29 protein-coding genes are annotated in these 24,972 nt (G+C 66.2%); 9 read left to right on the plus strand and 20 right to left on the minus strand.

What is annotated here, in order from left to right; all coding sequences use genetic code 11:
- Window positions 1–66 precede the first annotated feature (66 nt).
- The gene (locus BLT60_RS17010) at window positions 67–816 is read left to right on the plus strand and encodes a rhomboid family intramembrane serine protease (RefSeq protein ID WP_090878164.1); all 750 of its coding nucleotides are present in this window, start codon (window positions 67–69) and stop codon (window positions 814–816) included.
- Window positions 817–937: 121 nt separating this feature from the next.
- Window positions 938–1,399 (plus strand): CBS domain-containing protein, encoded by a 462-nt coding sequence (locus BLT60_RS17015; RefSeq protein ID WP_342028613.1) that lies wholly within the window; start codon window positions 938–940, stop codon window positions 1,397–1,399.
- A gap of 16 nt (window positions 1,400–1,415) precedes the next feature.
- On the opposite strand, the gene hisI is transcribed toward BLT60_RS17015, so the two are convergent.
- Entirely contained in the window at window positions 1,416–1,868 is a 453-nt protein-coding gene (gene hisI / locus BLT60_RS17020; protein WP_090878167.1) for a phosphoribosyl-AMP cyclohydrolase, read from the minus strand.
- 75 nt (window positions 1,869–1,943) lie between these two features.
- A complete protein-coding gene (gene folE / locus BLT60_RS17025) occupies window positions 1,944–2,570 on the minus strand; it encodes a GTP cyclohydrolase I FolE (protein WP_090878169.1) in 627 nt (208 codons plus the stop codon).
- Between the two features lie 145 nt (window positions 2,571–2,715).
- On the opposite strand from folE, the gene BLT60_RS17030 reads away from it, so the two are divergent.
- Both BLT60_RS17030 and BLT60_RS17035 read left to right on the plus strand, forming a co-directional pair.
- Window positions 2,716–3,171 carry an iron-sulfur cluster assembly scaffold protein gene (locus tag BLT60_RS17030; RefSeq protein WP_090878171.1) on the plus strand — a complete coding sequence of 152 codons (456 nt, stop codon included), beginning with the start codon at window positions 2,716–2,718 and terminating at the stop codon, window positions 3,169–3,171.
- The gene (locus BLT60_RS17035; protein ID WP_090878173.1) at window positions 3,168–3,491 is read left to right on the plus strand and encodes a hypothetical protein; all 324 of its coding nucleotides are present in this window, start codon (window positions 3,168–3,170) and stop codon (window positions 3,489–3,491) included. Before BLT60_RS17030 ends, BLT60_RS17035 begins: the two co-directional genes overlap by 4 nt.
- A 2-nt stretch (window positions 3,492–3,493) precedes the next feature.
- Here BLT60_RS17035 and BLT60_RS17040 read toward each other — a convergent pair whose 3' ends face one another.
- On the minus strand, window positions 3,494–3,973 hold the full coding sequence (locus BLT60_RS17040; protein ID WP_090878175.1) for a YHS domain-containing (seleno)protein: 480 nt from the start codon (window positions 3,971–3,973) through the stop codon (window positions 3,494–3,496).
- A 101-nt stretch (window positions 3,974–4,074) separates the two neighbouring features.
- A complete protein-coding gene (locus BLT60_RS24950; RefSeq protein WP_280138932.1) occupies window positions 4,075–4,197 on the minus strand; it encodes a hypothetical protein in 123 nt (40 codons plus the stop codon).
- 83 nt (window positions 4,198–4,280) lie between these two features.
- On the opposite strand from BLT60_RS24950, the gene yidD reads away from it, so the two are divergent.
- Complete coding sequence (gene yidD, locus BLT60_RS17045; RefSeq protein ID WP_090878177.1) at window positions 4,281–4,616, plus strand: membrane protein insertion efficiency factor YidD; 336 nt, start codon at window positions 4,281–4,283, stop codon at window positions 4,614–4,616.
- A gap of 33 nt (window positions 4,617–4,649) precedes the next feature.
- Here the strand turns inward: yidD and BLT60_RS17050 are convergent, their stop codons facing one another.
- From BLT60_RS17050 to BLT60_RS17065, 4 genes are all read right to left on the minus strand, one after another.
- Complete coding sequence (locus BLT60_RS17050) at window positions 4,650–7,184, minus strand: HWE histidine kinase domain-containing protein (protein ID WP_090878179.1); 2,535 nt, start codon at window positions 7,182–7,184, stop codon at window positions 4,650–4,652.
- On the minus strand, window positions 7,181–7,759 hold the full coding sequence (locus BLT60_RS17055; protein WP_175478496.1) for a biliverdin-producing heme oxygenase: 579 nt from the start codon (window positions 7,757–7,759) through the stop codon (window positions 7,181–7,183). The genes BLT60_RS17050 and BLT60_RS17055 overlap by 4 nt, the downstream gene beginning before the upstream one ends.
- Window positions 7,760–7,899: 140 nt before the next feature.
- Window positions 7,900–8,265, minus strand: coding sequence for a response regulator (locus BLT60_RS17060; RefSeq protein WP_090878183.1), 366 nt, complete (start codon window positions 8,263–8,265; stop codon window positions 7,900–7,902).
- 25 nt (window positions 8,266–8,290) lie between these two features.
- A complete protein-coding gene (locus BLT60_RS17065) occupies window positions 8,291–9,697 on the minus strand; it encodes a sensor histidine kinase (RefSeq protein ID WP_175478497.1) in 1,407 nt (468 codons plus the stop codon).
- Between the two features lie 255 nt (window positions 9,698–9,952).
- Between BLT60_RS17065 and thrS the strand changes: the two genes are divergently transcribed.
- Window positions 9,953–11,923, plus strand: coding sequence for a threonine--tRNA ligase (thrS, locus tag BLT60_RS17070; RefSeq protein ID WP_090878186.1), 1,971 nt, complete (start codon window positions 9,953–9,955; stop codon window positions 11,921–11,923).
- A gap of 79 nt (window positions 11,924–12,002) precedes the next feature.
- On the opposite strand, the gene BLT60_RS17075 is transcribed toward thrS, so the two are convergent.
- The 7 genes from BLT60_RS17075 to purC all read right to left on the minus strand — a co-directional run bounded on the left by BLT60_RS17075 (window position 12,003) and on the right by purC (window position 18,082).
- Complete coding sequence (locus BLT60_RS17075) at window positions 12,003–13,130, minus strand: calcium-binding protein (RefSeq protein WP_090878188.1); 1,128 nt, start codon at window positions 13,128–13,130, stop codon at window positions 12,003–12,005.
- A 158-nt stretch (window positions 13,131–13,288) separates the two neighbouring features.
- On the minus strand, window positions 13,289–14,521 hold the full coding sequence (locus tag BLT60_RS17080) for a hypothetical protein (RefSeq protein WP_139167874.1): 1,233 nt from the start codon (window positions 14,519–14,521) through the stop codon (window positions 13,289–13,291).
- Window positions 14,522–14,718: 197 nt separating this feature from the next.
- The gene (locus tag BLT60_RS17085; RefSeq protein WP_090878192.1) at window positions 14,719–15,327 is read right to left on the minus strand and encodes a hypothetical protein; all 609 of its coding nucleotides are present in this window, start codon (window positions 15,325–15,327) and stop codon (window positions 14,719–14,721) included.
- A gap of 267 nt (window positions 15,328–15,594) precedes the next feature.
- Window positions 15,595–16,290: a phosphoribosylformylglycinamidine synthase subunit PurQ gene (gene purQ, locus BLT60_RS17090; RefSeq protein ID WP_090878195.1), complete on the minus strand. Its 696-nt coding sequence runs from the start codon at window positions 16,288–16,290 to the stop codon at window positions 15,595–15,597.
- A gap of 110 nt (window positions 16,291–16,400) precedes the next feature.
- A complete protein-coding gene (locus tag BLT60_RS17095) occupies window positions 16,401–16,928 on the minus strand; it encodes a hypothetical protein (protein WP_090878197.1) in 528 nt (175 codons plus the stop codon).
- Window positions 16,929–17,031: 103 nt separating this feature from the next.
- Complete coding sequence (purS, locus tag BLT60_RS17100) at window positions 17,032–17,271, minus strand: phosphoribosylformylglycinamidine synthase subunit PurS (protein WP_090878199.1); 240 nt, start codon at window positions 17,269–17,271, stop codon at window positions 17,032–17,034.
- 16 nt (window positions 17,272–17,287) lie between these two features.
- A complete protein-coding gene (gene purC, locus BLT60_RS17105) occupies window positions 17,288–18,082 on the minus strand; it encodes a phosphoribosylaminoimidazolesuccinocarboxamide synthase (protein ID WP_090878201.1) in 795 nt (264 codons plus the stop codon).
- Window positions 18,083–18,305: 223 nt separating this feature from the next.
- Here purC and BLT60_RS17110 point away from each other — a divergent pair, with 223 nt between their 5' ends.
- The 3 genes from BLT60_RS17110 (at window position 18,306) to BLT60_RS17120 (ending at window position 20,322) form a co-directional block, all read left to right on the plus strand.
- On the plus strand, window positions 18,306–18,629 hold the full coding sequence (locus BLT60_RS17110; RefSeq protein WP_090878203.1) for a DUF1476 domain-containing protein: 324 nt from the start codon (window positions 18,306–18,308) through the stop codon (window positions 18,627–18,629).
- Between the two features lie 31 nt (window positions 18,630–18,660).
- Window positions 18,661–19,428, plus strand: coding sequence for an HpcH/HpaI aldolase family protein (locus tag BLT60_RS17115; protein ID WP_090878205.1), 768 nt, complete (start codon window positions 18,661–18,663; stop codon window positions 19,426–19,428).
- Window positions 19,429–19,569: 141 nt separating this feature from the next.
- On the plus strand, window positions 19,570–20,322 hold the full coding sequence (locus BLT60_RS17120) for a TorF family putative porin (RefSeq protein ID WP_090878207.1): 753 nt from the start codon (window positions 19,570–19,572) through the stop codon (window positions 20,320–20,322).
- Window positions 20,323–20,426: 104 nt separating this feature from the next.
- Here the strand turns inward: BLT60_RS17120 and BLT60_RS17125 are convergent, their stop codons facing one another.
- The 5 genes from BLT60_RS17125 to BLT60_RS17145 form a co-directional block, all read right to left on the minus strand.
- A complete protein-coding gene (locus BLT60_RS17125; protein WP_090878209.1) occupies window positions 20,427–20,951 on the minus strand; it encodes a glutathione peroxidase in 525 nt (174 codons plus the stop codon).
- 50 nt (window positions 20,952–21,001) lie between these two features.
- Window positions 21,002–22,312, minus strand: a complete 1,311-nt coding sequence (gene purB, locus BLT60_RS17130; RefSeq protein ID WP_090878211.1) for an adenylosuccinate lyase — start codon at window positions 22,310–22,312, stop codon at window positions 21,002–21,004.
- A gap of 66 nt (window positions 22,313–22,378) precedes the next feature.
- On the minus strand, window positions 22,379–23,110 hold the full coding sequence (locus BLT60_RS17135) for a DUF2259 domain-containing protein (RefSeq protein ID WP_175478498.1): 732 nt from the start codon (window positions 23,108–23,110) through the stop codon (window positions 22,379–22,381).
- 40 nt (window positions 23,111–23,150) lie between these two features.
- Window positions 23,151–23,819, minus strand: a complete 669-nt coding sequence (gene rpe / locus BLT60_RS17140) for a ribulose-phosphate 3-epimerase (protein ID WP_090878214.1) — start codon at window positions 23,817–23,819, stop codon at window positions 23,151–23,153.
- Between the two features lie 51 nt (window positions 23,820–23,870).
- The gene (locus BLT60_RS17145) at window positions 23,871–24,875 is read right to left on the minus strand and encodes a P1 family peptidase (protein WP_090878216.1); all 1,005 of its coding nucleotides are present in this window, start codon (window positions 24,873–24,875) and stop codon (window positions 23,871–23,873) included.
- Between the last annotated feature and the right edge of the window lie 97 nt (window positions 24,876–24,972).

Consider the following 24,972-nt stretch of genomic DNA (forward strand, 5'->3'; position numbering starts at 1 on the left):
TGGCGGGCAGTTTTTTTACAGGTCCGGGCTTCATTCGGCCGACATCGTCGCTAATGTCCAACCCCGATGACACATCTCCCATCCGGCGCCGTTCCGGAACGCCAGCCAATCTTCAATCTTCCCGGTGTCGTGCTCTTTCTTCTGGGCGCGCTGATCCTGATCCACGCGATACGGACCTGGGTGTTGAGCAGCGACGCCGATATCGAGATCCTGCTGCTCTTCGCCTTCATTCCGGTGCGGATCATCGACCTGACGGCATTTGGCGTGCCGTTTCCCGGCGGCAGCGCGGCGCAGGTCTGGAGCTTTGCCTCCTATGCCTTCCTGCATGCCGACTGGAGCCACCTGATCTTCAACGGGCTGTGGCTGGCTGCTTTCGGCAGCCCCGTCGCGGTCCGCTTCGGACCGGCGCGATTCCTTGTCTATTCGCTGGCGGGCGCGATCGGCGGCGCCGCGCTCCACCTGGCCATCTATCCATCCTCGGCGATTCCGATGATCGGCGCGTCGGCGGCGGTGTCGGCGCACATGGCCGGGGCGGCGCGTTTCGTCTTTTCCGGCAGCGGTTCGCTGGTTGGCATGCGCCGCGGCGATCCGTCGGCCTATCACCGGCCGGCGCCGCCGCTGACGGCGATTCTGCAGAACCGCAGCGCCCTGACCTTCCTGGCGGTCTGGTTCATCATGAACCTGCTTTTCGGCCTGTTCGGCGGATCCGGCACCATCGCCTCCGGGGCGATTGCCTGGGAAGCGCACATCGGCGGCTTTCTGGCCGGTCTCCTGCTGTTTCCGCTGCTCGATCCGGTCCGGCGCCCACAGCCCTGACATCCACAGAGCCGGGCTTTTGTTGCAGTGCAGCTTGTCATCCGGCCGAATGCACACCAAGCTTGATGACGACCAAGGGGCGGGGAGCTTTATAGCGACCGACGACCGAGGGGATTTGCGGTTGTCGGACAGACCCGAGGAGGGCGACCTGATGACTGTTGCCGATATCCTGGCCCAGAAAGGGCGTGAGGTTGCGACCATCGCCGCAGCCGTGCCGATAACGCGCGCCGTTGCCGAACTTGCGGCGCGCAAGATCGGTGCGCTGGTTGTCGTCGATCAGGACCGCAGGGTGAACGGGATCATTTCCGAGCGCGACGTTGTTCGCGCCATCGGCCAGAACGGCCCGGACATCCTCAGCAATGCCGTATCGAGCATCATGACCCACGAGGTCGTCGGCTGTTCGGACAGCGAGACGATCAACGAGGTGATGAGCCGGATGACGCTCGGCCGGTTCCGGCATCTGCCGGTGGTCAAGGACGGCCGGCTCGACGGGATCATCTCGATCGGCGACGTGGTGAAGGCCCGCATCGAGGAGGTCGAGTTCGAGGCCGAGGAGATGCGCGCCTATATCGCCACCGCCTGACGGCAGGGAATCCCGCTTACGACTTGCGCTCGACGCGTCGCATCGCCTGATCGAAGGCGAGCGCTGTTTCGGGCGTCGGCGCCACCCCGGTCGGCACCGAGCGGTAGAAGCACGACCGATAGCCCTGGTGGCAGGCAACGCCGCTGCCGGCGATCCGCGCCTTGAGCAGGATGGCGTCCTGGTCGCAATCGACGCGGATGTCGTCGATCGCCAGCACGTTGCCGCTTTCCTCGCCCTTCTTCCACAGTTTCCGGCGCGAGCGGCTCCAGAACCAGCCTTCGCCGGACTCGATCGTCCGGGCAAGCGCCTCGGCATTCATGTGCGCGACCATCAGCACCTCGCCGTCATCGGCGTCGACGGCGATCGCGACGATCAGCCCATCGGCATCGAATTTCGGCGCGAAGGCGGTGCCGGTCTCGATCGACTCGTGATCGCCGCGCGTGGCGAAACGGGGAGGGGAATCAGTCATGTCGTGCACTGCCTGAGGGCGGAGCCGCGGCGGGCCGCCTTTGTTCTGTGCGAGCGAGTTTGCCGGTCAGCCGACTCAGCCGCTTCTGACCAGTGAGACGAAGCGCTGCTGCTCGGCCGGATCGTCCCGGAACACGCCGGTGAACTGCGTGGTCACCGTCGAGGCGCCATGCTTGTGGGCGCCGCGCAGCGTCATGCATTGATGCTCGGCCTCGATCATCACTGCGATACCGCGCGGCTTCAGCGTTTCGTCGATCGCCGCGACGACCTGGCCGGTCAGCCGCTCCTGGGTCTGCAGGCGACGGGCGTAGACATCGACCACCCGGGCGAGCTTCGACAGGCCGACCACGGCCTCGCCGGGATAATAGGCGACATGGGCCTTGCCGACGAAGGGCACCATGTGATGCTCGCAATGCGACGAGAAGGGGATATCGCGGACGACCACGATATCGTCATAGCCGCCAAGATCCTCGAAGGTTCGCTCGAGCAGAGCCGAGGGATCGGCGTCATAGCCGCTGTAGAACTCGCCGAACGCCTCGGTGACGCGCCGCGGCGTGTCGCGCAGGCCGTCGCGGTCGGGGTCGTCGCCGGCCCAGGCGATCAGGGTACGAACCGCCGCCTCGGCTTCGGCGCGATCCGGCCGCGCCCACGGCCTTGGCGCGATCACGCCGTCACTTGCCGGCTTCTTCAAAGGGACATCCATCGACTGGCTCCGGGGCAATGATTGCTCCACGGCCGGTTATATAGCGACGCTTTGCGCTATTGCGAAGGGCTGGAGCAATTGGCCGCGGCCGGTTGGCGACCAATCCATTCTGGCGAAGGGGCCCGGCAGAGCATATATTCCGCCCATGATCGACGATATCTACAACAAGCAGATCCTCGAATTCGCTGGCACGATACCGCGTCTTGGCCGACTCGAAGCGCCGGATGCCAGCGCCAAGGCGCATTCGCGGCTTTGCGGATCGACGGTGACGGTCGACCTCAAGACCGACGGCGAGCGGGTCACCGACTTCGCTCACGACGTCAAGGCGTGCGCGCTCGGACAGGCGTCATCGTCGATCATGGCGCGCCATATCATCGGCGCCACGCCTGACGAATTGCGCGAAGTGCGGGAGACGATGCGGCGGATGCTGAAGGAAAACGGCGCGCCGCCGGAAGGCCGATTCGCCGACCTGCGGTTTCTCGAGCCGGTCCGCGACTACAAGGCGCGCCACGCCTCGACCATGCTGACCTTCGACGCCGTGGTCGACGCGCTGGACCAGATCGACGCGAAACGCCAGCCGGTGACGGCGGCCGCGCAGTGAGGCGGCAGGCGCGGCTGGCGAACTGGGCAACGGGCGTCGGCGTTCTGCTCGCCTCGGCAACGGTGGCGATGGCGCAAGCCGGAACGCCGCTTGGCGGCAAGAGCCCGCGATCCGATGCCCGCAACTGGAATTCCTATTTCGATCGCCTGAACCAGCCCGCCGGTGGCGGACTGCTGACGGATTCGCTGGACCGGGGCCCGCTCGACCGGGACCGCGACCCGCTCGATCCGGCGAACCTCCGGCTCCGGTCGGAAAACTCGCAGCCGGAAGGCAGTCTTGTGCCGGGGGCGGGTAACGGAGACCCGCTGCGACCGGACTGAGGTCAGCGGAGGTCGGACGGGGCCTTGTCCATGACGTCCGGCCAGAAGCCGTCGGCCTTCGAGATGTTGCCGGGAATGTCGGTTTCCCACACCCACGTCGCCCGCTCGTTGGCCTGCACGTAGAGCCGGTCGTCGACGATCTTCCAGGCATTCGGGTCGATATCGACCTTGTAGCCGAGCGACATCGCCATGGCGCAGAAGCCGCCATAGGCCGGCGCGTAGGCGACGGGATCGGCAAGGAAAGCGTCGCGGTTCTCGGCCGAGGCGAACTGGTAGGTCGCGCCGTCATGGGCCGCGGTGAGGCTGGGATCGCCGGGCGTCGGCGTTCCGCTGAAATAGGCGACCGGGTCGTAGCCCTTCAGGGTGACGCCGGCCGGGTCGAGATTGACCGGTGCGGTCGAGGCCGGATCGAAGGCGAGGGCGGAGCCGGCAAGGCCGGTTGCCACGATGATGACGGCGAGCCGGGCAAGGAACGAGCGCATGACGAGGGGCCTCCGTTGGATGATCAGGAGGCGAGATTACCCAACCGCGCCGAGGCCCGGGATCATCTCTGCGTCATCGGTCCGTGAAGGGCCGGCACGCTTCAGCGCCGGGCGCCACGCCGGATGCGCGCCGGTTCGAGCATCAGCCAGGCGAAGCGGCCGGCGTCGAGGCGATTGAAACCGATCCTGCGATATTCCAGATAACGCTGGTAGAACCCGAGCATGGAATGACCCTCCCGCGCATGGTGCGCCAGACGAATAACGCGGCAAAGCCGACCGCGTTCCAGCGAAGGAGCCCGGGCAACCCGTGGCCGACGCCCCGACATTGCTGACGCGACTGCCCCGGCTGCTCGGCATCGGGCTGATCAAGCTCTACCGGTTGCTGCTGTCGCCGCTGATCGGTCGCGAATGCCGTTATCTGCCGACCTGCTCGGAATATACCGAGGAGGCGATCGGCCGGTTCGGGCTGTGGCGCGGCTTCTGGATCGGCCTGTCACGCTTCCAGCGCTGCGGCCCCTTCGGCGCCTCGGGCTTCGACCCGGTGCCCGACGCGCTGCCGACGCGGGCGCGATGGTACCTGCCATGGCGCTACGGCCACTGGACCGGCAAGCATATCGACCCGAAGACGCGGCTGGATCTGTAGGCCCGTTCAACGGAACTTCGCGAGCGTCGGGACCTAAGCGGCGAAACGGGTCAGGAAGTCGCGAAACGAGTCCGGCGTGAAGGGTTTGGACAGGCGCGGCACGTCGTCGAAATCCGGCGGCAGCCCGGCGCGCTCGCCGTAGCCGGTGACGAAGGCGAAGGTCACGCCGAGTTCCCTGAGCAGCTTCGCAACCGGAAGGCTTGTCTCGCTGCCGAGGTTGATGTCGAGCAGGGCGAAATCGGGACGGCGGGCTTCTATCGCGGTCAGCGCGGCGGCGGTATCGGCAGCCGTTTCGATGGACGTCGCCCCGAGATCCTTGGCGATGTCCTCGGCGTCCATGGCGACGAGCAGGTTGTCCTCGACGATCAGGATATGGCCGGACAGGGCGCCAACGTGCGCAGGCTGGTTCCTGGCGCCAGCGCCAGCCGGTTCGGCGTCATGGGCATAGTTCGCCGGAATGACGAAGCGGGCGCGCACGCCGGCCAGCTCGTGGTGGATGTCGGCCTCGCCCTTGAGGTCGAAGGGGATCGAGCGCTCGATGATGGTCGAGCCGAAACCGCGGCGCTTCGGTGCCTGGACGGGCGGTCCGCCGCGCTCGGTCCAGTCGACGACCAGCCGCCCACCGGAGTCGCGGGAGAGCGCTACGGTCACCCGGCCGGTCGGGACCTTGAGCGCGCCATATTTGGTGGCGTTGGTCATCATCTCGTGGATGACCAGGGCCAGCGACGAAAAGGCGGTCGGGTCGATCAGCGCGTCATCGCCTTCGACGACAAGCCGGTCGGGGTTGCCGTTGAGGTAGGCATCGGCCTCCGCCTCGACCAGCCCACGGACCGATACCGGAGACCAGTGTCGATCGGTGATCTGGTCATGCGCCCGGGCCAGCGCCTGGATGCGGTCGCCGAGGACAGCGACATACTCCTCGGTTGTCGCATGGCCGGCGCGGCTCTGGCGGATGATGCTGCGCACCAGGCCGAGCATGTTGCGCGAGCGATGATTGAGTTCGGCGATCAGCAGGTCCTGCTTTTCCTGGGCGCGCCGACGGTCGGCCTCGGCTTCGCTGGTCAGGCGCAGGATGACCTCGAGGATCGTCGAGCGCAGCACCTCGGCGATGCGGCGCTCGTTGCCCTTCCACGGGTCGGACTCGCCGCGCACCATCTCCTGCCAGGCCTCGAAGCTCTTGCGCGGCGTCAGGCGAACGCCGTTCGGGCCGAGCTGCGCCGGCTTTTCGGGATTGCCGGCCCATACCACCTTGCTCACCACCTCGCGGCGGAAGAGGACGAGATAGTCCCGCGACTCGCGCGATAGCGGAATCGCCATCAGGCCGGCGGCGCGGCCAGAGAAGTCCGCGGCGCGGGGATAGACCTCCGCGAGGTTCCGGGTGGCGTAGATCGACCCGTCGGCTTTCTGGTTCAGGAACCGGACGATGCCCGAAAACTCCTCCGGGCTCGGTGTCTGGCCCCACAGGGCAGCGCCATCGTCGATCCATACGCCGATGCCGTCCGACGGCAGCAGCCGGGTCAGTTCGGGCGCAAGATCGATGATGCTGGCCGCCTTGGTGTCTCGCGAAACCGCGGTCATCATCCGGCCGTGCAGGGCCTGGACCCGCTGCTCGTCGACAACCTGGGCGGCCTGTTCACGGCTTTCGAGCAGCAGCGACAGCATCCGGGCAAAGAGCTCGGCCTGGCTGCGCGTGCGCAGGGACAACTGGCGCGGCGTCATGTGATGGCAGGCGACAAGGCCCCACAGGTCGTCGCCGCGCATGATCGACAGCGACATCGATGCGCCGACGCCCATGTTGGTGAGGTATTCGATATGGATCGGCGAGACGCTGCGCAGGACGCTGAAGGAGAGGTCGACCGGCTCCGCCGCCGGCGGCTGGATCAGCGAAGGCCGGTCGCCGACATCGGCGATCGAGCGGATCAGGTTGCGCTTGTAGAGCTCGCGCGCCTGGCGCGGAATGTCGGTCGGCGGATAGCGCAACCCGAGAAACGGCTCAAGGCCGTCGATCTTGTCTTCCGCAACGACCTCGCCAGTGCCGTCATCGAGGAAGCGGTAGACCATCACCCGGTCGTAGCCGATGAGCTGGCGGACGACACGGGTCGTCTCGTCGAGGACCTCCTTGACGCCACGGGCCTCGCCGAGCCGGACCATGGCGCTGCGCACCAGTTCGTCGCTGCGCTGGGTGTCGTCGCCGGACGGCTCGAATTCGACGATGATCGTCCGCCCGGTAACGTGGACCGCCATGTCGGCCACCTGTCCTGTCGCCAGTTCGAGGCCGAAGTCCCGCTCCACCTGCGTCGTCGATCGCAGTTGGGACAGCGCACGCTTCAGGCTGCTGAAGGCGGCGGGAGGGAGAAGGTCTTCGACGGACGTGCCGATCAGATCGCTCGTCGCCTTGCGGAACCAGGCTTCCGCCGTCTCCGAGGCATGAAGGACGGCGAGCGTCTCCGACAGCACCAGCAAGCAGCCGTGACTCTGGATCATGCCGAGGAGGTGGATCGGCTCACGATCGCAATTGGTCAGGTCGACGGTTTGGCCGAGGCTGTTTATCGGTTTGGCTCCAGTCATGCGCCGGCGAAAGCGGCGACGGGCCGGGCAGCCCTTTGGAAGGCGCGCTCATAGGCAGCGAATACGCCGCGCGCGGCGAGGACGGCCCGATCGGCTGCGGCGTCGTCGAGATCGAGTGTCGCGAGGCGGTCGACGAAGGTCGGCCACAGGGGCTTGCCGATGCCATGGTCGAGGAATGCGGTCGGCGCAGGGCGGTCGTCGTCCGGCAGGGTCTTGCGCAGGACGCGTCCGCCGAGGCGCGAGCCCTCCAGAACATAGGCCGCGCCGGCAATCGCCGCGGGGGAGGTCTCGTCCGGGCCGAGATCGACAGCCTCATCGCCGATCACGGAAATCCCCAGCGCCGCGAGGTCCGCGGCCAGCGCCATGCGTCGGCGCCGCTCATGCCAGTCCGGCAGCAACGCGCCGATGCCGGCCGCTTCGAGACGGCGCTCAAGCGTCGGCAACACGGATCCATGCATCGCCAGGAAGCGACGATAATGCTCCGGCCGGTCAAGCGGCCCAGCGCCGATGGCGCCGTCCAGACGGGCGTGCTCCCGGGCTGTCCCGGTTCTCAGAATTGATCTCAACTCGTCCATTACACCGGGTCGCGCTTCATTCGGTCCCCGCCTGTTAGCAAATACCCCCGCCAATGCAACCTTCGACCGCATCGGCGGCAACTGCACGGGGCAGGCCGGATGCCGGCGATCGTCCGGTTGGGGGGAGGCAGCCGGGCGGCTTATGGGAGCAATCCGTGAATCGTCCGGGCGAGGGGACCGGGCAGGTAGGGCTTGCCGATGAAAAGGCTTCCTTCGGGCATGCCGCGGCGGTCCGGCCGATGCTTGCCGGAGGTGACGACGATCTTGATATGCGGCCACCGCTCGCGAACCACGGCCGAGAGACGGACGCCGTCCATGGAACCGGGCAGGTCGATGTCGGTGAACAGGAGTTCGACATCGGCGCGCCGTTCCAGATGGACGATGGCTTCCCGTGCATCGCTCGCCTCGAGGACCTCGAAACCGGCCTGGCGGAGGTCGTCGGCGATGGTGAACAGAAGCAGCGCTTCGTCTTCGACGACGACGATGCAGCGGGATTCGGCAGTCAAGGGACGGGGTTCCTTCGAGGAGACGTCACGACAGGGGTGTTGGCGACGGCGCCGTCAACACGCACTCAACCCCGTCGGGTGCGTATTCGATCCGTACACTTCCACCGAAATCCGAAGCTAGGACGCGCTCGATCAGGAACGTGCCGAACCCCTGGCGGGTCGGCGGCGACACCTCCGGCCCGCCAATTTCGCGCCAGGACCAGGTGAATTGCGGGCCACCCGCGGCCTCGTCGTCGATGCGCCACAACACCTCGACCCGGCCGCCTTCGACCGACAGCGCGCCGTATTTCTGCGCGTTGGTGGCGAGTTCATTGACGGCGAGCGCCAGTGACAAGGCCTTCTTCGGGTCGAGCGACACCGATGGCCCGGTGAAGGTTGTCTGTTTGGCAAAGGCCGACAGCGTGCTTTCGACGACTTCCGCGACCGATGCCTCCGTCCATTTGCGGAAGGTCAGGATGTCATGGGCATTGGCCAGCGCCCGAAGCCGCTCGGCGAGTGCCTCGCGCGCCGAGTCGAGATCGGTGTTCCGCAAGGTTTTCGAGGCAATCGCCGAAACCGTCGCGAGGATGTTCTTGATCCGGTGCTCGAGTTCGTGGGTCAGCATCTCCTGGCGCGCCTCGGCCTGCTTGCGCTCGGTGATGTCCTGGATGACGCCGAACATCCTGGTCGGCGTCCCGGTGATGCCGCGTGTGAAGTCGATATGCCGCGCGAGCCAGCGGATCTCGCCGGTGTCGCCCCGCCGGATGCGGTATTCGGCGCTCGGGCTCGCTGAGCCGTCGGCCCGGTTCCGAGCGTTGGAGCGGAGGTGCTGGTCTTCCGGCACGACCATGGCCTCGAACATGGCGAGCGGGGCCTTTTCCCGGGGAGACAGCCCCCACATCTCCCAGAAAGCCTCCGAACCGGAGATCGTGCCGGCCTCGATGTCGATCTCGATCGAGGCGATGCCGGCCGCGTATTGGGCGAGTTTCAGCCGGGTCTCGCTTTGCCGGAGTGCCTGCGCGTCGCGCATCTGGTCGTCGATGTCGGTGTTGGTGCCGATCCACTGCACGAGGGTGCCGGACCGGTCGTAGATCGGGACCGCGCGGGCGATGTGATGCCGATAGACGCCGTCGTGCCGGCGCAGCCTGAATTCGACCTGGTAGAACTGGCCGGCAACGAGGGCTTCGGCCCAGCCTTTCGCGGCGGCGGCGAGGTCATCGGGATGGACGATGCCGGCCCAGCCCTCGCCATCGAGTTCGCCTTGCCTGGCACCGCTATATTCGTAGACGCGCGGATTGAACCAATCGAGCATTCCGTCCGGACGCGAGGTCCAGACATGATGGGGGACCGCATCGGTGAACGCACGGAACCGCGCCTCGCTGCGCGCGAGCGCCTGCTCGAGCGTCGCAATGCGCCGCAGCAATTCCTCGGAACGGGCCTCGTCTTCGCTCATGGCACTCGGATAGTTGCCGGAGCGGCGCTGCGTTCGCAGAAAACTCAGCCCGCACGACCGGATTGCCCAACATCGGATTCTGCCGGCGATTTCCGGCATCCGCCAGCCCAAGTCAATAGGATCGCGGCCTTGCTGTCTCCCCAACCTCTTGACGGGGCCTCGGGTTCGGGCCACTTACCGGCCGTGTCGGCCCACCCTGGGCCTCCATCCAGCGCTTACCCGCGCTCGTACGCGGGAGTGAGCAGGAGAAAGCAAATGATCAAACTGACCTTTCCGGACGATTCCGTTCGCGAGTTCGATGCCGGCGTCACCGGGCGCGCGGTGGCCGAAGGCATTTCCAAGTCGCTCGCCAAGAAGGCGGTGGCGGTGGCGCTGGACGGCGAGATCGCCGACCTGTCCGATCCCATTGCCGGTGATGCGCGGATCGAGATCGTCACCCGCGACGATCCCCGTGCGCTGGAGATGATCCGCCACGACGCCGCCCATGTCATGGCCGAGGCGGTGCAGGAGCTGTTTCCCGGCACCCAGGTCACCATCGGCCCGGTGATCGACAACGGCTTCTTCTACGACTTCGCCCGCAACCAGCCCTTCACCACCGAGGACCTGCCGGCGATCGAGGCGAAGATGCGCGAGATCATCCAGCGCAACGCGCCCTTCACCAAGGAAGTGTGGTCGCGCGACAAGGCCAAGCAGGTCTTCAACGACAAGGGCGAGGCCTACAAGGTCGAGCTGATCGATGCGATCCCGGAAGGCCAGGACCTCAAGATCTACTACCAGGGCGACTGGTTCGATCTCTGCCGCGGGCCGCACCTGGCCTCGACCGGGCAGGTCGGCAATGCCTTCAAGCTGACCAAGGTGGCCGGCGCCTACTGGCGCGGCGATTCCAACAACCCGATGCTGACCCGCATCTACGGCACCGCCTGGCACAACAAGGAAGAACTCGACGCCTATCTCCATATGCTGGAGGAGGCGGAGAAGCGCGACCATCGCCGCCTCGGCCGCGAGATGGACCTCTTCCACTTCCAGGAGGAGGGGCCGGGCACCGTCTTCTGGCACGGCAAGGGCTGGACGATCTTCCAGGAGATCGTCGCCTATATGCGCCGCCGCCTGAAGGGCGCCTATGACGAGGTCAACGCGCCGCAGCTTCTTGACAAGTCGCTGTGGGAGACCTCGGGCCACTGGAACTGGTTCCGCGAGAACATGTTCCAGGCGGAGTCGGCCGGCGAGGATACCGACGATCACCGGACCTTCGCCATCAAGCCGATGAACTGTCCCGGCCATATCCAGATCTTCAAGCATGGCCTGAAGAGCTACCGCGACCTGCCGCTCCGGATGGCGGAATTCGGCGTCGTCCATCGCTACGAGCCGTCCGGCGCGCTGCATGGCCTGATGCGGGTGCGCGGCTTCACCCAGGACGATGCCCATGTCTTCTGCACCGAGGAGCAGATGGCGGCCGAATGCCTGCGGATCAACGACCTGATCCTGTCGACTTATGCCGATTTCGGTTTCGACAAGGTGGTGGTCAAGCTCTCGACCCGGCCGGAATTGCGGGTCGGCAGCGACGAGGCGTGGGACCGGGCCGAGGAGATCATGACCAGGGTCCTCGGCGACATCGAAAAGCAGTCGGAGGGCCGCATAGAGACCGGCATCAACCCGGGCGAGGGCGCCTTTTACGGGCCGAAATTCGAGTATGTGCTGCGCGACGCGATCGGTCGCGACTGGCAGTGCGGCACCACCCAGGTCGACTTCAACCTGCCGGAACGCTTCGGCGCCTTCTACGTCGATTCAGACGGCGAGAAGAAGACGCCGGTGATGATCCACCGGGCGATCTGCGGGTCGATGGAGCGCTTCCTCGGCATCCTGCTCGAGCACTATGCCGGGCATCTGCCGCTGTGGCTGTCGCCGGTCCAGGTGGTGGTCGCCACCATCACCTCCGACGCCGACGACTATGCGCGTTCTGTGCTGGAGCGGCTGGAGGCGGCCGGCATCCGGGCCGAGGCGGATCTTCGCAACGAAAAGATCAACTACAAGGTCCGGGAGCATTCGCTGGCCAAGGTGCCGGCGATCCTCGTCTGCGGACAGCGCGAGGCCGAAGAGGGCAGCGTCAACATCCGCCGGCTTGGCGAGAAGCATCAGAAGGCGATGTCGCTCGACGAGGCGGTGGCGGGGCTGGTCGACGAGGCGACGCCGCCGGATCGCAAGCGCGCTATCGCCGCCAAGGGCTGAACGACAAAGGCCCGGGATGCGACGCCGCATCCCGGGCCTTCTGATTCATGCATTTCCGATCGACTGGTCGGTCGTCGCCTCAGGCGATGACGACGAAGTCGGACGCGGTCAGTTTCTGGCCGGCGTCGAACTGGGCGAACTTGACCTGGGCGATGCCGCCGGTGCCGTCGGCATCGTAGAAAAGAGCGCCCGTGCCCTTCTGGTAGATGATGTGGTCGTCGGCATCCTGTGCCGAGGCGCCCTTGCGGAACTCCGAGTTCAGCAACTGGCCGGGGCCGGAGAGCGCGGTGAAGATCGTCTGGTCCAGAAAAGCCTGGTCCTTGCCGTGCTCGAAGTTCTTGACCCGGTCGACATTGGTGGCCGCGTTCAGCGCGGTGTCGAAGACCAGCTTGTCGGCCTTCGATCCAAGGACGAACTTGTCGTTGCCCTCCTGGCCGTTGAGCAAGCCGGCCTTGCCGTCCTTGCTCTTGTAGGTATCGTTGCCAGCTCCGAGATAGACATCGCCCTTGATCTTGCCCGAGTTGACGACCTTGTCATTGGCAAAGTCGGTAGACAGGATGTCCCCCTTAATCTTGCCGTCGTTCGTGAGCTTGAACGAACCGCCGAGGATTCCAATCGCTGCGCCTGAAGGGGCGCCGTCGACAGTGCCGCCTTCGATCAGCCCGTCGCTCTTGTTGGTGATGGTGGTCCGCAAGCCGGTGGCGACTGAATAGATCCCGGCAACGTCGCCGACTATCGAGCCGTCGTTGACGATGTCCGGGCCAGGCTTCGATCCCGCATTCAGGACAAGCGCGTAGATTCCGGCCGAGACGCCGTTGATATCGCCGGTATTCTCGACCTTGAGGTCGCCGGGGCCGACGCTGTAGACGCCGACGCCGCCGCCGATGATCTTGCCGTCGTTCATGACCGTGGCCTTGGTGCCGGTGGCCGTCGCGATGTAGGCGCCGGCCTGTTGGCCGTTGATGACCCCGGTTTCCTTGTTGGTGATCTTCGCGTTGTTCTCGGCGAAGGCGATCGCGAACGCTTCGTAGGAGTAAACGTAGCCCTGGTTGACCAACTTGCTGTTGGCGTGGGTGCTGAAAATGGTTGCCGGGCCCGTCGCGGTGCCGACGTCGACGCCTTCCTTGATCTTCCACCGCACGCCGGGGCCGGAATAGGTGATGGCCGGCATCGTCGGCACGTAGATGTCTTTCTTCTGGATGGGCATTCTCGATCCTCCTCGTTGACGTCATGGGCCAACACCGGCGCAACGGGCCGGCGCAGGGCACGGTCAGGCATTCCAGATGGTCGGGATGCCAATGCAGGTCACCGCTGCCGCCGAAGCGGGACCATTTCCACGCCGCAAGGGCGCTCTGATGTCTCGCGCTAGTTTGCCTGGGCGAGCACTTCCACGTCGCGATTGAGACCGGGCTCTACCGCGAAATTCCTTTCGAAAATCTTGTCGTCATGTTTAGCAATTGCTGTGTATTCGCCGGCCGAAAGTACCACGGAGGGGAATGCGCCGACGCTCTCGACAACGCTTTCTCCGGCCGGCGTCACCACCGACCAGGACGTGTTGGCGAGCGCCTCGCCGCCATGCTCCTCGACCAGCTTCAGGGTCAGCCGCGCCGCCTTCTGGTAGACAGCGGCTTCGGTGAGCTTGCCGGGCTCGACGCGGATGTCGGCGCGCACCACCGCATTGGCGTCACCGTAGCGACACACGACGTGATAGATGCCCGCGTTGAGGCTGATGGTTCGCGTCGGCGGGACATTCTCGGCCAGGAGGATGCGTTCGGCGACGCCCGTCTCGTCGGATGCGTATATGTCGAAGCGCACGTCGTTCGTGGGCAGCGGCCTGTCCTTGCCGACCAGCGCGGCGAGGCGAAGCCCGCCAGCATTGAGGACGATGGTCTCGGCCGACGGCGCCTCGCTGACGGTGACATTCTTGATGAATCCGGCGCGGCCATAGGAGGCGTGGACCGCGTATTCGCCGGGCCGCAGCTTCAGCGTCACCGGGCCACCATTGGCTTCGCCGACGAGGGGGAGCTTGCCCTGGCGATTGGGTTTCTTGCGAAAGACGCGCCAGACCATGCCGGACTGGATCGGGGCGCCATCCTCGGTCAGCCGCGCCTCGATGGTCAGGGTGCCGAGGACGCGGTCATCGTCCGACGGCGCCACGCTGCCAAGCGGGTCGGCTCTTCGGGCGACGGCGTTGAGGTCGATCGGGCCGTCAGCCGGAGCCGCCGAGGGATCCAGCGGCATCAGTTGGAGGGGCTGGTCGCCGGCGATTTCCCCCAGGCCGTCGACCGCAAAAAAGTCGGCGGACTCGCCGTTCGGACCGGAAGGCGGGATGATCGACGTATCGACGGGCTCGTCGGGACTGCCGACGGCGAAGGATTCGCCCTCTGCCAGCGCGTCGCCGTCCTGGGCCTCGAGCTTGAGCGGCGAGATACGTGGAGTCGGGACATCCTTGGCGAAGGCGAGGGGCGCGGCCGCGATGCAAAAGGCCAGCGCCAGGCACAGTGCCGGGATGCGGTGAAGAATCGGTATGCGGCCTTGCCGTTCGGCGCTCGGCAACACGGGTCGCAGGACCGGTTGCGCGGCGGCCTTGGTGTTCAATCGGTCGCCCTTCGGCAAGACCTCGTCCCCCTGCGATCGTTCATCGTCTCGATTATCGAAACAGCCTGATTTCGATGGCAAATTCAAGGCCGGCCGCAAAGTCGGGCGACAGTGAGCGATACGGGTAACGAAGGCGGCCCGGAAATCCCGCCGGTGATGCGGATGCGAAGAAAAACGTCCGGCGGCCGATGGCTGCGTCAGCGGACCAGATGCGCGCCGACCGGGGAGCGGGCGGATCCAAGGGTGCGGCCGAGGGCGGTCACCGCGATGATCGCGAAAACGGCGTCGGCATTCAGCTCGAAGAGTTCCTCAAGGAACATCATGTGCATGGCCTCGAACGCGCTGCCGATGATGAGCATCACGCCCGCAGCCAGCCACGGCCACCATCCCAGCCGGACCAGCCAGCCAAGGAAGGCGGGAACATGCGCCCAGTTGGCGGCGATCTGCCAGATGACGAAGGCGCCGAGCACGACCGACAGGAGGTAGAGGAATGGATCGTTCGACATGTAGTCGAGGACGGGATTGTCGATCGGCGTTTCGAATTCGCGGAAGAAGAACAGGATGCTGAGCGCCGCGGCGCCAGACGCGACAATCCTGCCGCCATGCCGCACCCGCGGGATGAGGGCGATGAATCCGATGGCGGACACCGCCAGCGCCACGAGTTGGGCGAGTTCGAGCAACCCATCCTCGCGCGCCATCCGGCGGAAGCCGAAGGCGAGCCCGTAGCCCACGACAAGCAGATCGATCACGGCGATGCCGATCGCCATGGTCACGATGAAGCTTCGATCGAAACGCAGTTCCCGCACGGCAGCCCCTCTGTCAGGGGATTACTTGGGCGCCTAAGAGGAATTTTTCAATCGAATCGATGACTTCTTTATCGCGATTTTTCGTAGCCGGAGAATGCCGGGGGTGTCTGATCGCATCGCGGCGCATCAGGCTGCATGCCCGGTTCCAGGTTTTGCGGCGCGTGACGGACCGCTCCTGACCAACGCAAAGCGGTGGAAGTCGGGGTGCAAAGAGGAGGCTGAAACCGCCGTTCCCGGGGACGAAGACCACGGCGGAGCGGCGAAACCTCAGGCAGCGGCCGTTTCGCCCATCACGCTTTCGAACAACCCGCGTCCGTCGATCCCGCCCTGGATCGCCTCGATGAGGTTTTCCGGATGCGGCATCATGCCCAGCACGTTGCGCTTGGGATTAAGGATTCCGGCGATGCTGTCGACCGAGCCGTTCGGATTGGCCGCGTCGGTGGCCGCACCTTCGGCATCGACATAGCGGAAGGCGATACGGTCATCGCCCCGGAGAGTGGCAAGCGTCGCCTCGTCGCAGCGATAGTTGCCGTCGCCATGGGCGACCGGACAGCGGATCGTCTGGCCGGCCGCGTAGTTGCGGGTGAAGACCGAGCGGACCGTTTCGACGCGCAAATGCACCTCGCGGCAGACGAAACGCAGGCTGGCGTTGCGCATCAGCGCGCCCGGCAGCAGACCCGCCTCGCAGAGGATCTGGAAGCCGTTGCAGATGCCGAGCACCGGAACGCCGGCATCGGCCCGCTCCTTGACGGCGCGGATCACCGGCGAGCGCGCGGCGATGGCGCCGGAGCGGAGATAGTCGCCATAGGAGAAGCCGCCAGGCAGGACGATCAGGTCGGCGGGCGGCAGGTCGGTTTCGGTGTGCCAGACGACGGCCGGCGGCTGGCCGGTGATCGTGGCAAGCGCGGCGATCATGTCGCGCTCGCGATTGGAGCCGGGAAAGACGACGACTGCGGATTTCATGCCCTACCGAATAGACGATTCTGCGGGTTTCGGAAGGGGCAAAATCGCCGCGTTCAGGGATCGGTGACCAACTGGCGGGCGGAGCGCGGGCACCGGAAACAGACGGCGGATCATCGTGGGCTCAGGCCCGACAGGAGATCGGCGACGATTTCCTCGTGATGCCAACTGGTCCGGCAATGATTGCCGGGCGCGTCGAAGCGATAGGTGATCCCGGCGTGGCGGGTGCACGCAACGACGGGCCCGCCAGCGAGATTGCGGCAGCCGAAGTCCATGCGGGCTTCGTGCAGGATAAGGTCGTTGACGATGCGGCTCGCGGTCAGGCCGTCGCCGGTCGAGATGCCGATATCGTCGAAGCCGAGTCCGAAGCGCGCCAGCATCGCCGTTTCGCTGCAGCTTTCGGGATCGGCGTCCGGATCCATCGTCACCGCCACCGACGTGTCGCGGCAATCGTCGTCGATGCAGGAGACCACCGTGGGGGCGTCGCTGGTTTCGACCTGCCACTGATGGGGATCGTACCGGAGGTCGAGACCGCCGATGGCGATGACCGCATCCGGCGGCGGGTCGTCCGCCGCGGCGGCAAAGGGCAGGGCGGCAAGGGCGAGAAAGGCGATGGCAGCCGCAAGGGGCAGGGTTGGCATGGCGAACCTGTCGGTTTCACGTCCCCTCAAGGACGGTCATGCCTGCGGAATATGGCGTCAGAAAAGCGGGAGAAGGGCGGAACGATGCTGGACGGTTGATCCGTCAGACCATCTCGATCCGGTAGTCCTCGATCACCGTATTGGCGAGAAGCTTCTCGCACATGTCCTGCAGCAGGTTGGCGGCCGTCGCCGGGTCGGTCTCGGCGATGTCGAAATCGAACACCTTGCCCTGGCGGACGCCGGAAACCCCGGCAAAGCCGAGAGAGCCGAGCGCTCCCTCGATCGCCTTGCCCTGCGGGTCAAGGACGCCGGATTTGAGCGTGACGGTAACGCGAGCCTTCAAGGAACCGGCAGCCTCTTTACTGGACCAGGACGGGACCGCCGCCCTTGGGGCGTTCCTGCTCGACCAGGATGCCGAGCCGGCGAGCGACTTCGGTATAGGCCTCGACCAGCCCGCCCATGTCGCGGCGGAAACGGTCCTTGTCGAGCTTGTCCTTGGTCTGGACGTCCCAGAGACGGCAGGAATCCGGCGAAATCTCGTCGGCGACGACGATCCGCATCATGTCGTTTTCCCACAGCCGACCGCATTCCATCTTGAAGTCGACAAGCTGGATACCGGCCCCGAGAAACAACCCGGCGAGGAAGTCGTTGACCCGGATGGCAAGCGCCATGATGTCGTCGATTTCCTGCGGCGTCGCCCAGCCGAAGGCGGTGATGTGCTCCTCGGTGACCATCGGGTCCTCGAGTTCGTCATTCTTGTAGTAGAATTCGATGATCGAGCGGGGCAGCGCGGTGCCTTCCTCGATGCCGAGGCGCTTCGAGAGCGAACCGGCCGCGACGTTGCGGATCACGATCTCAAGCGGAATAATCTCAACTTCACGAATGAGTTGCTCGCGCATATTCAACCGGCGAATGAAATGGGTCGGGATGCCCATCCGGTTGAGATGATTGAAAATATGCTCGGAAATCCGGTTGTTCAGCACGCCCTTGCCGTCGACGACTTCCTGCTTCTTCTTGTTGAAGGCGGTGGCGTCGTCCTTGAAAAACTGGACAAGCGTACCCGGCTCGGGACCCTCGAAAAGGATCTTGGCCTTTCCTTCGTAGATGCGACGGCGCCGATTCATGGGGACATACCGAGGTTTGAGGAAATCCATAGGGCAGGGTGCATTCAATATAGCCGTGATTATTCAATAACGTACGGCCGACTCGTAGGGGGGCGACATCCTCTTGCGGCAGACCATATTCCATCGGCCGGGGTTGCACAATCGCCGCGAAGGAGAAGGGCCTGGAGCCACCGGGATGCGGCGACGGGCAGCGTTGATTTAGGACCGGCCGCGGGATATGCAAGGCCGCGAATGCGCGATTGAGGAGTGACCCATGACGACGTTTGACAAGCGAGAGGACGCCTTCGAGGCAAAGTTCGCGCATGACGCTGAACTCCGCTTCAAGGCCGAGGCGCGCCGCAACAAGTTGCTCGGCCTCTGGGCGGCGGAAAAGCTCGGCAAATCCGGGGCCGACGCCGAGGCCTATGCCAAGGAAGTGGTCGCCGCGGATTTTGAGGAAGCCGGCGACGAAGATGTCTTCCGCAAGGTTCGCCAGGACTTCGATGCGGGCAACGTCGAACAGTCCGACCACCAGATCCGGCGCACGATGAACGATCTGCTGGCCACCGCGATCGCGCAGATCGAGGCGGGCAAGTAGGCCGCGATCACCCCGGAGCCGGGGCTCCATGATGGGAAAGCCGACACTGGCCGCCCGGCTGCGGGCCGGCGACAGCATCTATTCCGGCTGGATCGCTACCCCGGAACCGTTGATCGCCGAGACCGCCGCGCGCCAGGCCTTCGATTGCGTCTGTGTCGACATGCAGCACGGCCTGCATGATCCGGTATCGGTCATGCGCTCGATCGGCGGCATCGTCCATGCCGGAAAGCCGGCCGGGGTGCGGGTGCCAGTCGGTGATTTCGCCATGGCAAGCCGCGCCCTCGACATGGGGGCAGAGGCGGTGATCGCACCCATGATCAATTCGGTCGCCGATGCCCGCGCGCTGGTCGCCGCGACCAAGTACCCGTCGCTCGGCGAGCGCAGCTGGGGTCCGGCGCGGGCCCTGTCGCTTCAGGGCATTCCCGACGCGGCCACCCAACTCGCCACCGCCAACGACGCGACGCTTGCCTTCGCCATGGTCGAGACAAAGCAGGCGCTCGACCTGCTCGACGAGATCCTCGCCGTCGAAGGAATTGACGGCGTCTTCATGGGGCCGTCGGACCTGTCGCTGACCCTGTCGGGCGGCAAGGAGGTCGCGCCGGCCGCCGACTGGATGGACGAGCCGATCCGTCGGATCGCCGCCCGTGCCCGCGCCCACGGCAAGATCGCCTGCGCCTTCGGCGCCGATCCGGTGCGGGCGCGGTATTTTACCGACGTCGGCTACCACTTCGTCGCGTTGGGGCCGGATGCGATCTACCTGGCCAGCGGCATCAGGACGATGCTCGAGGGGCTGCGCTAAGCCAGTCGCGGCGGGCGATCGCCCCTGTGTCCGACCTGCAACAGTCGTTCCGATAGTAAGTCGGCTGCCATCTTCCCGCTTGCGCCACGGCGTCCTTGAAGGCCTAGTCATTCCACAAGCGGACTCGGGGCGGATGGGGCAATGACCGGCTGTGGTGCGGCAAAGGCGATCAGGGGGCTGAGCGCTGGCGTCGCCATCTTGGCGATGACGTCCACGGCAGGCGCCGAAGGCTTTGGCGACATGTTCGACATAGCCTTCGGCGCCGCGGTCACCAACGACTACGTCTATCGCGGCATCTCCCAGACGGACGGCGACCCTGCGGTGCAGGGCTATGTCGAATTCGACTACGGCATCTTCTACGCCGGGGTGTGGGCGTCGAATGTCGACTTCTACACGCCCGACGCCGAGATCGACGCGACTGTCGGCTTCCGCCCGGAACTCGACAACGCCGCCTTCGATATCGGCTATGCCCACTATTTCTATGCAGCCGACACCTCGCCGGACTACGGCGAGATCTACGCGCTGGCCGAATACTATGCGACGGAGTCGCTGACGCTCGGCGGCAATGTCTATTTCGCGCCCGACTATTCACAGGGCGGCGACACGGCGACCTATGTCGAGGCATCGGTCGACTACGCGCTGTTCGGCGATGTCGGCGTCTCGGCCGCGGTTGGCTACCAGGGCTTCGCCGACAAGCTCGACCTGCCCGACTACACGACCTGGAATGCCGGCGTGTACTGGAGCTGGAACGAAACCGTGACGCTCGACCTGCGCTACACCGACAGCGACCTGTCAAAGGGCGATTGCTACGCGCTGATGTCGCGTCACGCCTGCGGCGCCCGCTTCATGGCGACCCTGTCCTTCGACACCGCCGTCTCGGCCTTCGTCAACTAGCCTGACGGGACGGCCTGGCGGGGGCGGGCTTGTGTCCTTGGCCGTCTTGAGTGATCGGCCTGGCCGCCGTCGACCGGGTCACCGGTCGGCGATAGGGCTGCCGGTCAGGCCGGCTTGGCGAGTTCGTGCTCGATCGCCTGGATGAGGATGTCGTCCTCCGGCGTCACGTCGGGGTCGAAACGGGCGGCGACGCTGCCATCGCGACCGACGACGAATTTCTCGAAATTCCAGCGGACCTCGGCACCGGGCTTGTGCTCCTTGCCGGGCGGCACGATGCGGGTCGGCTGCGCCTCGCTCAGCAGGTGATAGAGCGGGTGCTGGTCCGGTCCCTTGACGTCGAGCTTGGCGAACATCGGGAAGTCGACGCCGTAGATCGTCCGGCAGAAATCGAGAATCTCGGCTTCGGTGCCCGGCTCCTGGCCGCCGAACTGGTTGCAGGGGAAGCCGAGGACGGCGAGGCCGCGCTTGCCGTAATCGGCGTGAAGCTTCTCGAGCCCGGCATATTGCGGCGTCTTCCCGCATTTCGAGGCGACATTGACGATCAGCAGGACCTCGCCGGCGTAGTCGGCCAGCGTGGTCTCCTTGCCGTCGATGCGCGTGACGGGGATGTCGTAAAGGGGAGCGTTCATGGAAAGGTCCGTCAATGGAGGGATGGGCCGGTAACGGTGCGCGAGCGCGGTCAGTTCCCGGTGCCGAAGACGCGCCGGAAGAGTTCGTCGGTATTCTTGAGATGGTAGCCGAGGTCGAAGAGCGCCTCGAGATCGGCCTCGGTGACGGCCGCGACGACGGCGTCATCCGCCTTGAGCAGCGCCAGGAAATCGCCGCCTTGCTCCCAGACCTGCATGGCGTTGCGCTGGACGGCGGCATAGGCGTCCTCGCGGCTCATGCCGGCCTGGGTCAGCGCCAGCAGCACGCGCTGCGAATGGACGAGGCCGCCGAGTTGGTCGAGGTTGCGCTGCATCGCGTCGGGATAGACCAGCAGGTTCTCGATCAGTCCGCCGAGGCGGGAGAGGGCGAAGTCGAGCCCGATCGTCGCGTCGGGGCCGATCACCCGCTCGACCGAGGAGTGGGAGATGTCGCGCTCGTGCCACAGGGCGACATTCTCCATCGCCGGGGCCGCGGTGGCGCGCACCAGCCGGGCGAGGCCGGTGAGGTTTTCCGACAGCACCGGATTGCGCTTGTGCGGCATTGCCGACGAGCCCTTCTGGCCCTTCGAGAAGAATTCCTCGACCTCGCGCACTTCCGTCCGCTGCAGGTGGCGGATCTCGGTCGCCAGCCGCTCGACCGACGAGGCGATAACCCCGAGGGTGGCGAAATACATGGCGTGGCGGTCGCGCGGGATGACCTGGGTCGAGATCGGCTCCGGCCGCAGGCCAAGGGCGCGGGCGACATGCTCCTCCACCCGCGGGTCGATATTGGCGAAGGTGCCGACGGCGCCGGACAGCGCTGCCGTCGCGACTTCCTCGCGCGCCGCATGGAGCCGGCGACGGGCCCGGGCGAATTCGGCGAAGGCATAGGCGAGCTTGATGCCGAAGGTGGTCGGCTCGGCATGGATGGCGTGGCTGCGGCCGATACAGACCGTGTCCTTGTGCTCGTAGGCGCGGGTCTTGAGGGCCGCGAGCAGGCGGTCGAGGTCGGCGGTCAGGAGGTCGGCGGCGCGGACCAGCTGGACGCTGAAGCAGGTATCGAGAATGTCCGAGGAGGTCAGCCCCTGGTGGATGAAGCGAGCTTCCGGTCCGACGATCTCGGCCAGGTGGGTAAGGAAGGCGATGACGTCGTGCCGGGTCTCGCGTTCGATTTCGTCGATGCGGGCGACATCGAAGACCGCCTTGTCGCCGCGCTCGCGCACCACCCGCGCGGCCTCCGCCGGCACCATGCCGATCTCGGCCATGGCGTCGAGCGCATGGGCCTCGATCTCGAACCAGATGCGGAAGCGGGACTCGGGCGACCAAATGGCCGCCATCTCGGGACGGGTGTAGCGCGGGATCATCGGGACGCCTGTTCTGGAGGTCGATGCGGAGGGTCTAGCAAATCGCTGCGCGCTCCGGCAATGCGGTCACCCGTCGAGATGGCCGGTCACGGCCAGAAAACGACGGTCGAAGCCCTCGAAACCAAAGGAAAAGACGCTGACCAGCACGACGATCACCGGTTCCCCGGCTGGCGGATGGAAGAGAACGACCTCGGAAATCGCATAGTTGAAGGGGCAGCGGCGGCTTTTCGGGATCTGGGTATCGCTGGCGAGCGTCCGTGTCGCGCCGTCGGGGGTGGTCAGGGTCAGCCTGAAACCCTGGAAGGGCTTGCCGAGTTCGAGATCGGGGCAGTCCGGCGCCGGCAGGGGGTATTCCGCCAGGTGCAGCCGGTAGTCCGGCTGCGACGATGGCAGCCCGAAGTGGAAGGGCTGGAAGGACACGAAATGGGGATCGGCCGAGGTCTCGGTCAGCGGGTTGCTGACCAGTGTGGCGCCATCCACGCCGATCTGCCGGGCGGTGAGGAAGGGCAGGGCCCTCGCCTGCGCCTCGGCGCGCGTCGCCGCCAGCGTCGCTGTCTCGTCCTCGCGGGTGACGCTGATCGGCGTGCCGCTGACCCATTGGTCCGTCGCCGTGTCGATCAGGTAGATCGCCGAATAGGGGAAGCCCGATCCGTCCTGGACGCCGTATTGCTCGAAGGCGACGTAGCGGCCGTCCGGCGAGAAGCCGAGCATCGCCGATTCGGCATTGTCGGCGGCCAGCGCGGTTGCCGGCGTGAGGATCAGGGCGAGGAGGACGAGCAGGGCCTTCGGCAGGGGCATCATCGGAACTCCCTGTTTGCAGGCCGCGCCGGGACCGGCTTCAGGCCTCGTCGGCGGCCTTGCGGATTGCCGCGATGTTCGATGCATAGGCCGAGGCGTCGCCCTTGTAGACGGCGGATCCCGCGACGAGGACATTGGCGCCCGCGGCGGCCAGCGGCCCGGCGGTGTCGGGGTCCACGCCGCCATCCACCTCGATCAGGATGTCGCGATCGCCGATCCGCTCGCGGACGGCGGCGACCTTGGCGGTCGAATGGGGGATGAAGCTCTGGCCGCCGAAGCCGGGATTGACGGTCATTACCAGCACCAGGTCGACGATATCGAGCACATAGTCGATGGCGTCGACCGGCGTCGCCGGATTGAGCGCCACGCCGGCAAGCTTGCCGAGGCCCTTGATGGTCTGCAGCGAGCGATGGAGGTGCGGCCCCGCCTCGGCATGGACGGTGATGCGGTCGGCGCCCGCCTTTGCGAATTCGGCGAGATACGGATCGGCCGGAGCGATCATCAGGTGGACGTCGAGCGGCTTCCCGGTCACCGGCCGGACGGCGGCGACGACCGGCGGGCCGAAGCTGATGTTGGGGACGAAATGACCGTCCATGACATCGACGTGGATCCAGTCGGCACCCGCGGCTTCGACGGCGCGGATCTCCTCGCCCAGGCGGGCGAAGTCAGCGGCGAGGATCGAGGGGGCTATCAGGGACTTGCGGCTCATGATGTGGGGCTATCACGCGGTTCCAAAGGGTGCAATCGCTTGCGCCGTGACTCATGCGCCGAAGCGCTGGCGCCAGGTCGGGACGGTGTCGTGCGGCGCCGGGGTCGCGGCATGGACGCCCCGGGCGATGGCGCGCGCCATGCAGGAAGCGGCGACAGCGCCGATCTCGATCATGTCGAAGGCGGGGTTCCCGAGCGGCACCTTGCCGGTCGCAAGCGCGAAGACGAGGTCGCCGTCGAAGGGCGTGTGCGAGGGCCAGATGGCCCGGGCGAAACCGTCATGCGTGACCATGGCGAGACGCTTCGCCTGCGCCTTGGTCAACACGGCGTCGGTGGCGATGACGGCGATGGTGGTGTTGGCGCCGGCCGAGGGCTGGAGCTTGTGACGAAGCGCGGCGGCGTCGGCGGGGAGGGGCGAGGGGAAGCCGCGTCCGCCAAACTCGTCGCCGATCTCGAAGGGCGCGGCCCAGAAGTGGCCGGTGTCGCCGATCGTCGCCTGGCCGACCGCGTTGACCGCGACCAGGGCGGCGATGGTGACGCCGTTTTCCAGCCGCGCCGAGGCGGAACCGAGCCCGCCCTTGAGGGTGGCGGTGGTCGCGCCGGCGCCGGCGCCGACAGTGCCGATGGCGAAATCCGCCGAGACAGCGGCAAGCGCCTCGCGGCCGAGACGGGCATAGGGCGGCTCCGTGCCCCAGTCCTTGTCGCCGCCATTGGCGAGGTCGAACAGGATCGCCGCCGGAACCAGGGGGACGCGCATGCCGGCGACCGCGAAGCCGCGGCCGGCCGCGGCAAGCGCCGAGGCGACCCCGCCGGCCGCGTCGAGCCCGAAGGCCGAGCCGCCGGACAGGACCACGGCGTCGATGGTGTCGACCGTCTGCTCGGGGGCGAGCAGGTCCGTCTCGCGCGTGCCCGGCGCGCCGCCCATGACATGAACCGAGGCGACCGCCGGCTCGTCGCAAAGGATGACCGAAACGCCGGATTTCAGCGTCGCGTCGTCGGCATTGCCGACCTTGAGGCCGGCGACGTCGGTCAGGAGATTCTTCGGGGCGCTACGCATCGTCGGAGGCTATCGCAGGTCTGGTGGAACAAAAAAGACCCCGGCGTTGCCGCCGGGGCCCTGTCGCCCTTGCGGGCGATCACGCGGGTGTTGCGAT

The sequence above is a fragment of the Bauldia litoralis genome (assembly GCF_900104485.1).
GTDB lineage: Bacteria > Pseudomonadota > Alphaproteobacteria > Rhizobiales > Kaistiaceae > Bauldia > Bauldia litoralis.

What these genes read in the sequence shown, in the direction of transcription:
- BLT60_RS17010 (WP_090878164.1), top strand. Translation starts at nt 67, where the DNA reads ATGACACATCTCCCATCCGGCGCCGTTCCGGAACGCCAGCCAATCTTC.
- hisI (WP_090878167.1), bottom strand. Translation starts at nt 1,868, where the DNA reads ATGACTGATTCCCCTCCCCGTTTCGCCACGCGCGGCGATCACGAGTCG.
- folE (WP_090878169.1), bottom strand. Translation starts at nt 2,570, where the DNA reads ATGGATGTCCCTTTGAAGAAGCCGGCAAGTGACGGCGTGATCGCGCCA.
- BLT60_RS17030 (WP_090878171.1), top strand. Translation starts at nt 2,716, where the DNA reads ATGATCGACGATATCTACAACAAGCAGATCCTCGAATTCGCTGGCACG.
- BLT60_RS17040 (WP_090878175.1), bottom strand. Translation starts at nt 3,973, where the DNA reads ATGCGCTCGTTCCTTGCCCGGCTCGCCGTCATCATCGTGGCAACCGGC.
- BLT60_RS24950 (WP_280138932.1), bottom strand. Translation starts at nt 4,197, where the DNA reads ATGCTCGGGTTCTACCAGCGTTATCTGGAATATCGCAGGATCGGTTTC.
- BLT60_RS17050 (WP_090878179.1), bottom strand. Translation starts at nt 7,184, where the DNA reads ATGACTGGAGCCAAACCGATAAACAGCCTCGGCCAAACCGTCGACCTG.
- BLT60_RS17055 (WP_175478496.1), bottom strand. Translation starts at nt 7,759, where the DNA reads ATGGACGAGTTGAGATCAATTCTGAGAACCGGGACAGCCCGGGAGCAC.
- BLT60_RS17065 (WP_175478497.1), bottom strand. Translation starts at nt 9,697, where the DNA reads ATGAGCGAAGACGAGGCCCGTTCCGAGGAATTGCTGCGGCGCATTGCG.
- thrS (WP_090878186.1), top strand. Translation starts at nt 9,953, where the DNA reads ATGATCAAACTGACCTTTCCGGACGATTCCGTTCGCGAGTTCGATGCC.
- BLT60_RS17075 (WP_090878188.1), bottom strand. Translation starts at nt 13,130, where the DNA reads ATGCCCATCCAGAAGAAAGACATCTACGTGCCGACGATGCCGGCCATC.
- purQ (WP_090878195.1), bottom strand. Translation starts at nt 16,290, where the DNA reads ATGAAATCCGCAGTCGTCGTCTTTCCCGGCTCCAATCGCGAGCGCGAC.
- BLT60_RS17095 (WP_090878197.1), bottom strand. Translation starts at nt 16,928, where the DNA reads ATGCCAACCCTGCCCCTTGCGGCTGCCATCGCCTTTCTCGCCCTTGCC.
- purC (WP_090878201.1), bottom strand. Translation starts at nt 18,082, where the DNA reads ATGGATTTCCTCAAACCTCGGTATGTCCCCATGAATCGGCGCCGTCGC.
- BLT60_RS17110 (WP_090878203.1), top strand. Translation starts at nt 18,306, where the DNA reads ATGACGACGTTTGACAAGCGAGAGGACGCCTTCGAGGCAAAGTTCGCG.
- BLT60_RS17115 (WP_090878205.1), top strand. Translation starts at nt 18,661, where the DNA reads ATGGGAAAGCCGACACTGGCCGCCCGGCTGCGGGCCGGCGACAGCATC.
- BLT60_RS17120 (WP_090878207.1), top strand. Translation starts at nt 19,570, where the DNA reads ATGACCGGCTGTGGTGCGGCAAAGGCGATCAGGGGGCTGAGCGCTGGC.
- BLT60_RS17125 (WP_090878209.1), bottom strand. Translation starts at nt 20,951, where the DNA reads ATGAACGCTCCCCTTTACGACATCCCCGTCACGCGCATCGACGGCAAG.
- purB (WP_090878211.1), bottom strand. Translation starts at nt 22,312, where the DNA reads ATGATCCCGCGCTACACCCGTCCCGAGATGGCGGCCATTTGGTCGCCC.
- BLT60_RS17135 (WP_175478498.1), bottom strand. Translation starts at nt 23,110, where the DNA reads ATGCCCCTGCCGAAGGCCCTGCTCGTCCTCCTCGCCCTGATCCTCACG.
- rpe (WP_090878214.1), bottom strand. Translation starts at nt 23,819, where the DNA reads ATGAGCCGCAAGTCCCTGATAGCCCCCTCGATCCTCGCCGCTGACTTC.
- BLT60_RS17145 (WP_090878216.1), bottom strand. Translation starts at nt 24,875, where the DNA reads ATGCGTAGCGCCCCGAAGAATCTCCTGACCGACGTCGCCGGCCTCAAG.